Below are 13218 nucleotides of genomic sequence, written 5' to 3' on the forward strand. Positions count from 1 at the left end.
GCTCGCCGACTTCATCACGGCAGATCCAGACCCCATGTCCATTGCGAGCCCGCGGCGCCGAGAACTGCCCGCCGAATTGAATAACCAGCTGGCAAGCGGTTATCAGCTGCTGCAAAACGAGCGTTTCGCCGAAGCGATGACGCAAGCCGAGGCCTTGGCTCAACGCTATCCGCTAAGCGAACACGCGCTCGAGTTTGCGAGCGAAGCCGCGTTGGCCACTGGACAGCCGGCGCGCGCGCTGGAATGGATTCGCAGTGCAACCGATGCCAGTGGTGGCAATCCTGAGCTGAAAGTCAAAACGGCGCGTCTGCTGCTGCAACTGCGTCAACGCGACGCTGCTCGACGGCTGGCGCTGGAAGTCGGCGCCATCACGTCCACCGATCCGCGATTGATCTGGCAAGCCGGATCGATCTGCGCCGCGACCCAGCAATTCGCCGACGCTATCGGCCTGTACGAAACCGCACTGGCGGCTCTCGGTGCGCCGCCGGGCTTGTTGTACGACCTCGCTGTCGCGCAGTTTTTTGCAGGGCGTTTCGACGATGCCGAGCGCAATCTCGATCGACTCGTTCAGCGCATGCCGCAGGCTGGCCATGGCTTGTACCTGCGCTCGACTCTGCGCCGACAGACCCCCGATCGAAATCACATTGAGGACTTGGAACGGCGAGCCGCGGCCGGCTTCCCGAACGCGCTGGCAGAAGCGGCAACGCTGTATGCGTTGAGCAAGGAGCTTGAAGACCTCGGCGACGAGACGCGGTCGTTCGAGGTGTTGGTCCGAGCTGCCGCCACGCGACGCCGCTCGTTCGACTATTCGGTTTCACCGGAAATCGAAGCGATGCAGGCGCTGCGCTCCGCTTATACCGGCCATTTCATGGCGTCAGAGCACGCCGCGCATCAGGAGCCGGGCGCCATCTTCATCGTCGGGATGCCGCGTACCGGTACAACCTTGCTCGAACGCATGCTGGTTGGAAGCGGTGCGGTGCACTCCGCCGGCGAGTTGCTCGACTTCAGCAACCTGCTCACTAAGGCCATCGCCGACGCCATGACGGCCGATCGATCGCTGACGCCGGCAGAAGCCTCGCAGCGGATCGATTTTGCTGAACTCGGGCGAGACTACATGCAGGGCGCCCGCACGGCAGCGGAAGATCGGCCTCTGTTCATCGACAAGATGCCGGTCAACTTCATGTACTGCGGCATGATCCGCAAGGCACTGCCGCATGCCCGGATCATCAACCTGGTGCGCGATCCGCTCGACACCTGCTATGCCGTGTTCAAGACGCTGTTCTTCGACGCGTATCCGTTCTCGTACGATCAGAAGGAGTTGGGTGCGTACTACGTCGCCTATCACCAGATGATGCAGCACTGGCATGAGGTGATGCCGGGCGTGATCCTCGACGTGCATTACGAAGACCTGGTCAACGATCCCGAAGGTCAGGCGCGGCGCGTGCTGCAGTGGTGCGGTCTGCCGTGGAGCGATCGGGTCCTGGATGTGCCCGATGACTCGGTCGCCTTTGCAACGGCCAGTGCAGCGCAGGTCCGCGAGCCGGTGCACCGTCGCTCGCTGCTGCGTTCTCGCCAGCATCGTGACGGGCTGGCGACCTTGATCGAAACGCTGACGGCCGCGGGAATCGCGGTGCCCTGAGCGGACTGCCGAGTCTCGTCAGCGCTCGGCGGGCTGCAGATCGAACGCGGCAGTCAACCTCGGCTGCGCCGACCGAAAGGCGATGGTTCCGTGCCAGAAGTATGATGGAAACAGTGCCAAGCGCCCCGGCACGGCGCGAATCAAGCGCCGTGGCGACAGTGCGGCGCCGATCGGCCCGAGCGGTTGGCCGAGCGCCAGCCAGCCGGCCGTATCGTCAGCCGGTGTCTCGGGCACGCTGACGTAGAACGCTGAGCTCAGCCAACCGTCCGGATGGATGTGCTGGCTGTGATGCCCACCGCTTTGCAGCTTCACCGACCACGACCCGACCACCCGAGTGCGCTGCTGCTTGCGTCGTAGAAAAGGGTGGCGGGCATCGTCGGGCAGGCGCGCAAGCCAGCCAGTGACGGTCGTCTGGATCGCGGCATGAAATGCCATCAAGGTCGGATCGTTCCGGCCGAGCAAGCGGCCCGACGTCTGTGATCCATTGCGAACGCTCTGGCCGAGCGGTTGGCGGTACGCCCCATGCAGAGGATCGAGCACGTCGCTTAGAGCGTCGAGAAAGCGTTCGAGCGTGGCGAAGCCCTTGGGGAGTGATAGCTCGAGATCGGCGACATGGGCCTGGTAGTCGCACAACCAGTGTTCGCGCTCGTCTCCTGCCAGGCGCCACAGCGTACTCATATGCGCCCAGCTTTCCTGATGATCGGGATAGCGGCTCGTCGCGAGCGTCGCCAGTGACATTGCCTGATCGATGCGCTGGGTGTTCAGGCAGTGACGGATGTGCGCGTTCAAAAAGTCCACGTTCTGATCGCCGAAGTAGACCGCGGCGCGCCGAAAGCGGATGTCGGCCTCGTCGTGCTGGCCAAGCCCACCAAGACACTCGGCGCTGATCCAGTCGGCCACCGGATCGGCTGGATGCAGGCGCGATCGTTCGACGCTATCGAGAGCGCGCTCGAACTGGCCGGCCTGCATCTGAAGGCGTACCAATGCCAGGCACAGCGAGCGGTTCGCTGGCTGTGCCGCAGCCGCTGCGCGAAGCGGCGCCATGACATCGTCGGCGGTCGACACGGTGGGCGAGTACTCCCACGACATTTGCGTGAGCGTTTCCAGGCCTTGTACGAACGAGGGGAAGCGCCGCGCCACAAGCTTGGCGCCTGCGAGCGCGTCGCCGACGCGGCCCGCGTCGGCGAGCAGGCCGTTGATCGCGTTGTGAAGCTCGGGCCTGTCGTCGCCCAGAGCGCGTGCCTGCTGCATACAACTCATCGACGCTTCGATCTGGCCCAACAGCCGTAGCACGGCGCCACGGTTGAACCAGTTGTCGGCGTTGGCTGATTGCGTGGCGCAGGCCTTGGCAAACGCTTCGTCGGCAGATTCAAGCTTGTCGCTGGCCCGCAGCGCGCTGCCCAGTGCGCGCCAGGCATCGCCGCTGGCCGGATCGATCGTGACGGCGCGGCGCAGCGCCTCCACGCTGCGCTTGATGTCGCCTTGCTGCTGCAGCAGCAGGCCCAGCTGTCTCGATGCGCCGGCAGATCGTGGAAAGCGCGACAGCAACGCGATGGCTTCTCCAGCGCGGTTCATCCGGCCGAGCCACGCGGCATGGTTCTGCGCGACGACATCGCTGTTGGGCAGCAAGGCGCTGGCGCGCGCGAAGGCCAATTCGGCCTCACGGTCGGCGCCGGTTTCGGACAGTGTGATGGCCAGTAGCAACTGCGCGTCGGCCGAGCTCGCGGCGCTGGCCACCAGTGTCCTCGCCAACGCCAGCGCTTGCTGGGCTTGTCCCTGCGCCAGATGTTGAAGTGCGTCCGCACGGAGCCGCGCCTGCTGGGGGCTTAGCGGTTGATGTCGCGGGCTCATGCTGACCTTGAGATGCGTGCTGGCGGGCGTCATGCCCTGTCCGCGATGCATCCCTGCCCGCAACGAAAGAAGGCCGACGTCGTGACGTCGGACTGATGGCGTATCCTCAAGCAAGCGCTACGCCATTGCGCCTCCCGGTGCCTGCCGCCTCGGCCAAAGCGGAGAGCCCGTGTTGAACCGCCATTGCCAACGGCCCGGTGCCCGTCCGGAGTGAAAATGCCCGTGCCACGCGACAACGTCGATGCGCTGTTCCAATCGGCAGCCAACTTGCTGATGCAGCAGCGCTACCGCGAGGCGGTCCCGATCTACCGCCAAGCCTTGGCGCGTGTCCCGACCCATGCCGATGGCTGGTTCAACCTGGCCTTCGCACTCAAGCGGCTCGGTGATTTCGCTGCCGCGCTCGAAGCCTACAGTCGAGCACTGGCCTGCCGGCCGGCGCACGCTGAAGAGATTCATTTGAATCGGGCGGTGATCTATTCCGATCACTTGCGCGACGAGTCCGCCGCCGAGCGCGAGTTGCACGCTGCGCTGGCGCTGGCACCGATGCATGGCGCGGCTTGGTTGAACCTGGGCAACTTGTATGAAGAGCAGGGCAAGCGCGAGCCTGCTCGAGAGTGCTACCTCAAACTCCTGCAGGTGGTGCCGACGGCGGGACGCGCTGACGCACTGCGCCTGGAAGCCTGGGCTCGGCTGGCGGCTTTATCGGCGCCCGAGCAACTCGACGACACGCTGCTGCGTTCGCTCCATGCAGCAGCCGACGACGGTCACGAGGATTCTGGCCTTGATCCGGCGCGCGCCAGTCTGTACATCGCGTTGGGACGACACTACGACCGGATCGGTGATGTTGACCGCGCGATGGACGCGTTTGCGCGCGGCAAGCAGATCGCGCATCGATCGTCTCCGGCCTATCAGCCCGAGGTCGAAGTGCAGCTTATCGACCAGTTGATCGCCGCGCCGGCCGCGCACCGCGAGGCGCCGTGCAGCGATGACGCTGATGCGCCGGCGCCGCTGTTCATCTGCGGTCTGTTCCGGTCGGGGTCGACGCTGATCGAGCAGGTGCTGTCGGGCCATCCGATGATCGCCGCTGCGGGCGAACTCGACTTGCTGCCGCGCATGGTGCGTGACCAGCTCAGTCCGTACCCGCAAAGCTTGGCCCGCCTGTCGGCCGCAGACGCCCGGAGACTGGCGCAGCAATACGGCCAACAACGACCGGCTGCGCTGACCGCTTCGGCTGTTGGGCTGCGGTATGTCACGGACAAGCGCCCCGACAACTATCGCTTGATCGGACTGATCAAGCGGCTGTTTCCCTCAGCCAAGATCATCCACACGCAGCGACATCTGTTGGACAACGGCCTGTCGATCTACATGCAGCATCTGAATCCGCGCCGCTTTGGCTATGCGGCGACGTTGTCGAGCATCGGCCATCAGATCGGACAGTATCGACGGCTGATGGATCACTGGCGACAGTGCTATCCCGGTGATATCTACGACTTCAGCTACGACGCATTCGTGCGCGACCCGGGCCCTCAACTCGCTGCAGTGCTGAGATTTCTACAGCTGCCCGATCATCCGCCGTGCCTGGCCTTCAATGAGCGCAGCACATCGGTCAAGACGGCAAGCGTGTGGCAGGTGCGCCGTCCGCTGTACGCCGAAGCCTCAGGCCGTTGGCAGCGCTATCAGGCGCACCTGCAGCCGCTGATCGACGCGCTACCGGCCGATACGCCGCTGGCCTGACATCGCACCGGCCGTATCAAGCGCCCTCGGGCTGGCGGAACCGGCGGATCGCGCGCGCCAGCGTCGTCACGCAGTGCCGGTCGTCCTGGGATAGCAGCGGGTTCCAGACATCGAAGATCAGCACGACGCGCAATTGATCGCTGTCGTTGCGGGCCTCGTGCTCGATGGTGTCGTCGAACACCATCACTTCACCGGCGGTCCAGGTGCGCCAATCGTGGCCGACCCGCAACGCGCAACGTTCGGGCGTCACCAGCGGCAGATGGCCGACGAGTCGCGCGTTGGTCTCCCCGGTGTGTGGCGGGATCGTCGTTCCCGGCGTCAACGCGGAGAACATCGCATTGGGGCAAATCCCGTCGATCTCGACGGCGTCGATCGCCGCCAGCGCCTGTGTCGTCTCCGGACACAGCGCAATGTGCTCGGCTACCGGCTTGCCATGTTCCCAGAGATGAAATGCGCTCCACTGCAGCGAGTGGTTCAGCGTCTTCCACTGGTTAACCGGGTCGCCGGGACGGTACTGGATGTAGGGTCGAAACATCTGCGGATGCGAGTCGAGCAGCTGCAGCAACTCGCCGCGGATGCGCTCGGTCTTCGACTCCAGTGCCGCGATCCACGGGAACAGCTCTCGCGGATAGAACGGCAGCGCCGCCAATCGCGGAACGTGCAGGTCGTTGCACTGGCTCGGATAAGGGCGCGACTTGCCGGCCAAGATCGAAGCAGCCTCGACCCATCGCGTATCCAGGGCGGCAGCGGATGCCGAGCGATCCGCAGACAGCTGCTGCTGCAGGAACGCCGCGCATTCGTCGGCATCGTCGCGTACCACGTTCAGGGCGTGCTCGAGCCGACGACGCAGTGCAGCGGGCCAATGCGCCGGCTCGGCAGGTGCCACCTTCAGCGCATTGCGAAATGCGGGCGCCGCGACCCGGCGCCCTCGAGACCGCTCCAGAAACTCGGCCTTGCTCAGCAGTCCTGGCAAGAAGTAGGGCTCGATGGTCAGCGCTTCGCCGATTGCGGCCCACTCCCGCGCCGGGTCGCCGGTGTCGCGAAACACGACACTCAAGGTCAGCGGAATCATCGGGTCGGCCGGTGCGCAAGCCCGCGCTTGCTGCAGCAGATCAATCGCGTTCGCGGTATCCCGGCGCTGGAAGGCGTGCACGCCGAGGCTATAGAGCGCTTGGACGTGGCGTGGATCGGTGGCTCTGACTTGATTCCACAGACGCTCGGCATCTTGCCAGCGGCCCGCGCTGGCGGCCGCGGACGCGGCGTCGACCAAGTTCGACAATTCAGTTGCGCTCAAGGGAGCCCCAATCAGTAACGGCAAGGCGGGCGCGGCCGTCGTGTTGGCAACGTCGTGTCGACCGGATCGACCGCAAACGCCACTCCGCCAGACTCAAGACGCCCCGTGGTCACAAAGCGTTAACATGCAGTCCAAGGTGGTGCAAGAGTGAATTCCGATTGCCAGCAGGACCGAGGCGCGGTGCTAGCATACGACTCGGCTGGAATCGGCCACGATTGGCCGCTCGCCGTTGCCCTTGCGAGGGCGTCTTACCACCAACCTGGATTTCAAAATGATAACGACTTCGGGCCGAGTGAATCGCTCAGTCGGTGCTGTGCTTGGCGTTACTGTTGCGTGGGCGGTCACGACCGCTTTTGCGCAGGAAGGCAAGGTCACCACCGTGATCAGCGAGCAGGTGAAGGCCGAGCAGGCCGCGCAGGCGACGCAGAAGCGGATCACGCAGCTCGACGATGAGGCGACCGGCATGCTGTCGGACTACCGCCAGATGATCACCGAGGCCCAAGGCATCAAGGCCTACACCGAGCAGCTCGGTGCGCAGGTCAAGTCGCAGGACGAAGAAATCGCGACGATGACCAAGCAGATCGCCGAGATCGAAACGACCTCGCGCGAAGTGCTGCCGATGATGACCAAAATGCTCGACACGCTCGAGCAGTTCGTCAAACTCGATATGCCGTTCCTGGCCGACGAGCGCGCCAACCGCATCGCCACGCTCAAGGACATGATGACCCGCGCCGACGTGTCGCTGTCGGAAAAGTACCGCCGCATCGTCGAGGCCTACCAGGTCGAGATGGAGTACGGCCGCACGCTCGAAGCCTATGAAGGCAAGGTCGGCGACAAGACGGTGCAGTTCCTGCGCGCCGGCCGTGTCGCACTGCTGTACCAGACCCTCGATGGCAAGGAAACCGGCTATTGGGACGTCAACGATAAGAGCTGGAAGATTGATTCCAGCTACAACGACGCGATCACCGCAGGCCTGAAGGTGGCCAAGAAGCAGGCGGCTCCGGACTTCATCAAGGTGCCCGTCCCGGCTCCGAAGGAGATCAAGTAATGTTGCGCGCGATGTCTCGCTCTGCCGCCGCCCTGCTGCTGATGGTCGCGGCTCTCCCCACCGCTTATGCAGCGGCCCCCGGCAACCTCGACGAACTGCTCGAACAGACCCGCACGCTGCGTGAGCGTGAAGCGCAGATCAACAAGGAGCGCGAGGCCAAGTTCCTCGCCGACCGCAACAAGCAGGCTGAACTGCTTGCGCAGGCCAAGGCCGAACTGAGCGAACTGCAGCGCCGTCAAGTTGCGCTGTCGTCCTCGTTCGATTCCAACGAAAAGAAGCTGACCGAACTGCAGGCGCAGCTCGACGCTCGCGCCGGCACCTTGGGCGAAATGTTCGGCGTGGTCCGGCAGGTCGCCAACGACTTCTCGTCGGTCGTGCGCAACTCGATGATCAGCGCGCAGTATCCGGACCGCGAAGCCTTCGTCAGCAAGCTGGCGCAGACCAAGGCCTTGCCGTCGATCGGCGACCTCGAGCGCTTCTGGTTCGAGCTGCAGCGCGAAATGACCGAAACCGGTTCGGTCGTGCGCTTCAAGAGCCAGGTCGTTCAGCCGGACGGCGCCGCCGTCGAACAATCGGTTTCCCGCATCGGCTCGTTCACTGCGGTTGCGGACGGCCAGTATCTGGCTTACCTGCCCAGCGAGCACAAGCTGGCCGTGATGGCGCGCCAGCCGGGCGGTAAGTTCTCGGCCGCCGCTGAAGAGCTCAGCGATGCCACGACCGGTTACGTCGCCACCGAGCTAGACCCGACCCGCGGCGTGTTGCTGACGATCTACGCGCAGCGCCCGAACTGGGCCGAGCGCATCAAGCACGGCGAAGGCGTCAACTATGTGATTCTGCTGGTCGGCATCATTGGCGCGCTGCTCGCGGTCTACCAGTTCTTCTACCTGATCGGCGTACGCGGCAAGGTCAAGAAGCAGCTGACGCAGATCAACCAGCCGATGACCGACAACCCGCTGGGTCGCGTGCTGGCCAGCTTCAAGGGCGACGGCAGCCGCGTCGAGGAAGATGCCGAAGTCGTCGAGCTGCGTATCTCCGAAGCCGTGCTGCGCGAAGTGCCGCCGCTGGAGCGCTTCCAGGCGTTCCTTCGCTTGGCTGTCGCCGCCGGCCCGCTGCTCGGCCTGATCGGCACCGTGATCGGCATGATCATCACCTTCCAGAGCATCACCGAATCCGGCTCCAGCGATCCGAAGCTGATGGCGGCCGGTATCTCGGCGGCGATGATCGCCACCGTGCTCGGTCTGGGTATCGCGATCCCGCTGCTGTTCGCCAATGCCTGGCTGACGTCGCTGTCGCGGCAGATCGTGCAGATCCTCGACGAGCAGAGCACCGGCCTGTTGGCCGAGCGTCTCGAGGGCAAGACCCGTGCTTGAGACGCTGGTCGAGGCGCTGGCCTCGCCGTTCGTCGCGCTCCATCGGATGCGCGAGCTCGGCGGGCCGATCGTCGACTACATCTTCTTCTCCAGCCTGGCGATGTGGACGCTGACCTTCGAGCGGTACTGGTACTTCTCGAAGGTGCTGCCGCGCGACGCCAACGCCATGCTCGAACAATGGAAGCAGCGCAATGACCGGCACAGCTGGAAGTCGCGCAGCATCCGCAAGGCGATGATCTCGCGACTCAACGCGGGCATGACCGCCAACCTGCAACTGTTGCGCGTGCTGGTGCCGCTGTGTCCGCTGCTCGGCTTGCTCGGCACCGTGTCGGGCATGCTCAACGTGTTCGACGCGATGGCGGCCCGCGGTTCGGCCGATGCCCGCTCGATGGCCAACGGCGTGTCGGAGGCGATGATCTGCACGCTGACCGGCTTGTCGGTCAGCATCAGCGGCCTGTATCCGGTTTACTACTTCCGCAATCGCGCCCGGCTAGAAACCGAGTTGCTGGCCGACAAGTTCGAGTACTGAGACTGCCATGCGTATGCGTCGCCGCTCGATGGAGCATCTGGATCACGACGGGGCCGGTATCGACCTCGCGCCGATGCTCGACTTCGTGTTGAACCTGCTGATCTTCTTCATCATCACGGCCGTGTTCATCAAAGAGATCGGCATCACCGTCAGCCGTCCGACGTCGGCAGCCGCCGAGAAGAAGGACGGCGGCGTGATCGTGATCGCGATCCGCGCCAACGGTGAAATCGCCGTCGGCAACCGCATCGTCGACGTGCGCGCGGTGCGCGCCAACATCGAACGTCTGCACGCGCAAAAGCCCGACGACGCGGTCGTCGTTGCCGCCGAGCGTCAGGCGCCGACCGGTACGCTGGTCATGGTGATCGACCAGGTGCGTCAGGGCGGCGTGCAGAACGTGTCCATTGCAGCCTCTGGCGCAGCGAAGGGAGGCTGATCCAACATGATGTCGCGTCGCCACAACCCAGAGACCGATGAAACCGGCATCGACCTTGCGCCGATGCTGGACTTCGTCCTGAATCTGCTGATTTTCTTCATCATCACGACCTCGTTCGTCAAAGAGGCCGGCGTCACGGTAACGCGCCCTCAAGCCGAAACCGCCGAAAGCCGCGACAACGGCAACATTCTGATTGCGATCCGTTCCAACGGCGATATCTGGATGGACAAGCGCCGCGTTGATCTGCGCGACATCCGCGGCGCCGTCGAGCGCCTGCATGCCGAGCGTCCCGACGATACCGTTGTCATCATTGCCGACCAGGCGTCGCAGACCGGCGCGCTGACCGAGGTCATGGATCAGGTCAAGCTCGGCGGCGTCAACGACGTGTCGATCGCGGCCATGCACGGTGGTGGCTGACACCATGCAAAGCTCCCGCTCCGCCAGCACCCGGATGCTGCCTGCCGCCGTCGCCGGTCTGGTGTTTTCCGCTCTGATGTTTCTTGGCCTGTTCGGCCTGATCAGCCGCCACGGCGGCGGCATCGACAAGGCTGACACGCTGCCGACGATCGACTTCGTGCGCCTGAAGCGCGAGACCGACCTGCAGACGATCGAGCGTCGCAAGCCGCCACCCCCGCCGCCGCCAAAGAACCCGCCGCCGCCGCCCAAGCTCAAGGTCGCAGCCGATACGCCTCAGGACGTGCAGCCGATGCCGTTCAACATGCCCAACCTTGGCCTGTCGGCCAGCGTGGGTGGTGGCCCGTTCCTGGGCCAACTTGGCAGTGGCGCAGGCCCGGCCACCGGCATGTCGATGTTCGAAGGCGACATCATCCCGTTGCAGCGCATCGCGCCGCAGTACCCGCGCAAGGCAGCCAGCGAGGGCATCGAGGGCTACGTGAAGCTGCAGTTCATCGTCAACAGCGACGGCTCGGTCCGCGAAGCCAAGGTCGTCGAAGCCAAGCCGCGCGGCATCTTCGACGCCGCGGCGATTGCGGCGGCGCTGCGCTGGAAATTCAAACCCAAAGTCGTCGACGGCAAGCCGGTGGAGCAGAAGGGCGTGCAGACGATCGATTTCAACTTGGGTGAGGAATAAGCCATGAAGCGCACCATTGCCCTGCTGGCAGTGCTGGGCCTTGCCTCGGTCAGCGAAGCCGCATTGGCACAAGCCAAGGACTGCGCCAATCCGCGCAAGGCCGACGGCACGATGTCGGAGACCTATTACCGCGGCGTGGAAGCGGCCAACGCGCTGATCGCCAAGAAGAGCTACAACGAAGCGATCTCGCAGCTGTCGAAGATGGCCGAAGGCGGCGGCACGGAGTACGAAAAGGCGATCGCCAGCTACAACCTGGGCTTCGCCTACACGTCGAAGGAAGACTTCGGCGGCGCGGCCAAGGCGTTTCAGGCGGCGCTCGACGCTAATGCCTTGCCGCAGCAGCAGCACGAGCAGCTGATGTTCAACCTCGGCCAGCTGCTGGTGGCCGACAAGCAGTACGCCGCCGGCAGCCGTGCGCTGGAACGCTACATGGCCGAAGCCTGCAGCACGGTGTCGCCCGAAGCGCACATCTTCTTGGCACAGGCTTATGCCGAGCAGAAGCGCTTCGCCGATGCGCTGCCGCAGGTTGACCAAGCCATCGCCAAGGCCAAGGCGCCCAAGGAAAGCTGGCTACAGCTGAAGCTGGCGCTGAACTACGAAACCAAGAACTTCCGCGGCTGCGCCGATGCACTGGTCAAGCTGATCGCGCTGGTTCCCGCCAAGAGCGATTACTGGCGCCAGTTGTCCGGTATGTTCCTCGAACTCAAGCAGGACCCGGAAGCAGTCGCCGTGCTCGCGCTGGCCGATCGCCAGGGCATGATCACGTCGGCTGCCGAGATCAAGAACCTTTACAACATCTACATGGCCGTCGACCTGCCGTACAAGGCTGCGGCGATGATGCAGGAGGCGATCGACAAGAATCGCCTGCCGGCCGACGAAAAGAACCAGGACATGATCGCCAATGCCTGGATCAACGCGCGCGAATACGCCAAGGCCGAAGCCACGCTGAAGAAGCTCGCCAGTACCAGCGAAAAGGGCGAGTACTACTTCAAGCTCGGCGCGATGTACGGCGACGACGAGCGCTGGAAAGAATCACGCGAGATGCTGGAAAAAGCGGTTGCCAAGGGCGGGTTGGTGCGTCCCGGCGAGGCCTATCTGCGGCTTGCGGTCGCCAACTACAGCCTGAAGGATTTGAAGGGCGCCGAGGCGGCCGCCAGCAAGGCGCTCGGCTACGACGCCACGCGCAACCAGGCGGGCCAGTGGTTGCGCCAGATCCGCGAAGAGTCCGGTGCCTCGCCCAGCACGGGCTAGCCGTCGGCCGACTCGCTAGAATCGCGTCTTGCACCGCCCGGCCTTTGCCGGGCGGTTTGTTTTCGGAGAGACGATGAACGCTCGTGCGGTACAGCTGGCGCTGGCCTTCGCAGCGGTCTATGTCGTCTGGGGATCGACGTACCTTGCGATCCGCATCGTCGTCGAGCATCTGCCACCGGCCTTGTCGGCCGGTTTGCGCTTCCTGGTCGCCGGTACTTTGATGCTGATCTACGCGCTGCTGCGCGGCGGTCGGCTGCCGCGGCTGCGCAGCGACTGGCTGCGTGTTGCGTTCTACGGCCTGACGATGCTGGTCTGCGGCAATGGCCTGGTGACCTGGGCCGAGAAGTGGGTCGAGTCCAATCAAGCGGCGCTGGTGATTGCGACGTCGGCACTGTGGATGGCCGGCTTGGGCACAATCGGCGCTCAAGGTGAGCGGCTGCGGCCGATCACGCTGGTCGGGCTGGCGGCTGGTTTTGCCGGCGTGGCACTGCTGGTCGGTGGCGGCCTGCAGGCGCACAGCGCCCCGATCAGTGCTTATGCCGCGCTGCTGGTGGCGCCGATGTTCTGGGCGATCGGGTCGGTCTACGCCAAGCGCCATCCAGTGACGATCACGTCGGCGACATCGGCCGCGTTGCAGATGCTGGTGGCCGGCATCGTGTTGGCGAGCATCGGCTTGCTCAACGGCGACGCGGCGCAAATGCACTGGGAACCGCGTAGCGGATGGGCCTTGCTGTACTTGATCGTGTTCGGCTCGTGCATCGCCTATGGCGCGTTTTTCTATCTAGTGCACGAAGTCTCGCCGGCGCTGCTAGGCACCTACGCCTATGTGAACCCGGCGATCGCGGTCGTACTCGGCTGGTGGATCCTCGACGAGCACCTCGGCCGCACGCAGATCATCGGCACGGCCGTGATTCTGCTCGGCGTGTTGCTGGTGACGCTGGGCAGCGCACGCCGCAAGCCGGCCGACGGATGACGCCGT

General features: G+C 64.5%; 12 protein-coding genes. 10 read left to right on the forward strand and 2 right to left on the reverse strand.

What is annotated here, in order from left to right:
• The first annotated feature begins 34 nt into the window (after positions 1 to 34).
• A complete protein-coding gene (locus tag BUB09_RS06060; RefSeq protein WP_072896603.1) occupies positions 35 to 1639 on the forward strand; it encodes a tetratricopeptide repeat-containing sulfotransferase family protein in 1605 nt (534 codons plus the stop codon).
• A gap of 18 nt (positions 1640 to 1657) precedes the next feature.
• Here BUB09_RS06060 and BUB09_RS06065 read toward each other — a convergent pair whose 3' ends face one another.
• Positions 1658 to 3523: a putative 2OG-Fe(II) oxygenase gene (locus BUB09_RS06065; RefSeq protein ID WP_175550120.1), complete on the reverse strand. Its 1866-nt coding sequence runs from the start codon at positions 3521 to 3523 to the stop codon at positions 1658 to 1660.
• A 183-nt stretch (positions 3524 to 3706) separates the two neighbouring features.
• Here BUB09_RS06065 and BUB09_RS06070 point away from each other — a divergent pair, with 183 nt between their 5' ends.
• Positions 3707 to 5224 carry a sulfotransferase family protein gene (locus tag BUB09_RS06070; protein ID WP_072895625.1) on the forward strand — a complete coding sequence of 506 codons (1518 nt, stop codon included), beginning with the start codon at positions 3707 to 3709 and terminating at the stop codon, positions 5222 to 5224.
• Positions 5225 to 5240: 16 nt separating this feature from the next.
• Here BUB09_RS06070 and BUB09_RS06075 read toward each other — a convergent pair whose 3' ends face one another.
• A complete protein-coding gene (locus BUB09_RS06075; protein WP_217650248.1) occupies positions 5241 to 6518 on the reverse strand; it encodes an aspartyl/asparaginyl beta-hydroxylase domain-containing protein in 1278 nt (425 codons plus the stop codon).
• Positions 6519 to 6810: 292 nt separating this feature from the next.
• Between BUB09_RS06075 and BUB09_RS06080 the strand changes: the two genes are divergently transcribed.
• From BUB09_RS06080 to BUB09_RS06115, 8 genes are all read left to right on the forward strand, one after another.
• A complete protein-coding gene (locus BUB09_RS06080; RefSeq protein WP_175550121.1) occupies positions 6811 to 7566 on the forward strand; it encodes a DUF3450 domain-containing protein in 756 nt (251 codons plus the stop codon).
• An 11-nt stretch (positions 7567 to 7577) separates the two neighbouring features.
• A complete protein-coding gene (locus BUB09_RS06085) occupies positions 7578 to 8936 on the forward strand; it encodes a MotA/TolQ/ExbB proton channel family protein (protein WP_084083272.1) in 1359 nt (452 codons plus the stop codon).
• Positions 8929 to 9465, forward strand: a complete 537-nt coding sequence (locus tag BUB09_RS06090) for a MotA/TolQ/ExbB proton channel family protein (protein ID WP_084083212.1) — start codon at positions 8929 to 8931, stop codon at positions 9463 to 9465. The genes BUB09_RS06085 and BUB09_RS06090 overlap by 8 nt, the downstream gene beginning before the upstream one ends.
• Before the next feature lie 13 nt (positions 9466 to 9478).
• Entirely contained in the window at positions 9479 to 9898 is a 420-nt protein-coding gene (locus BUB09_RS06095; protein ID WP_072895633.1) for an ExbD/TolR family protein, read from the forward strand.
• Positions 9899 to 9907: 9 nt separating this feature from the next.
• Positions 9908 to 10315, forward strand: a complete 408-nt coding sequence (locus tag BUB09_RS06100; protein WP_072896608.1) for an ExbD/TolR family protein — start codon at positions 9908 to 9910, stop codon at positions 10313 to 10315.
• A 4-nt stretch (positions 10316 to 10319) separates the two neighbouring features.
• Positions 10320 to 10988 (forward strand): energy transducer TonB, encoded by a 669-nt coding sequence (locus BUB09_RS06105; protein WP_072896609.1) that lies wholly within the window; start codon positions 10320 to 10322, stop codon positions 10986 to 10988.
• Between the two features lie 3 nt (positions 10989 to 10991).
• Positions 10992 to 12239, forward strand: a complete 1248-nt coding sequence (locus BUB09_RS06110; RefSeq protein WP_072895636.1) for a tetratricopeptide repeat protein — start codon at positions 10992 to 10994, stop codon at positions 12237 to 12239.
• Between the two features lie 73 nt (positions 12240 to 12312).
• Positions 12313 to 13212: an EamA family transporter gene (locus tag BUB09_RS06115; RefSeq protein ID WP_072895639.1), complete on the forward strand. Its 900-nt coding sequence runs from the start codon at positions 12313 to 12315 to the stop codon at positions 13210 to 13212.
• Positions 13213 to 13218 lie beyond the last annotated feature (6 nt).

This window comes from Hydrocarboniphaga daqingensis, assembly GCF_900129825.1.
GTDB classification, from domain to species: Bacteria; Pseudomonadota; Gammaproteobacteria; order Nevskiales; family Nevskiaceae; genus Hydrocarboniphaga; species Hydrocarboniphaga daqingensis.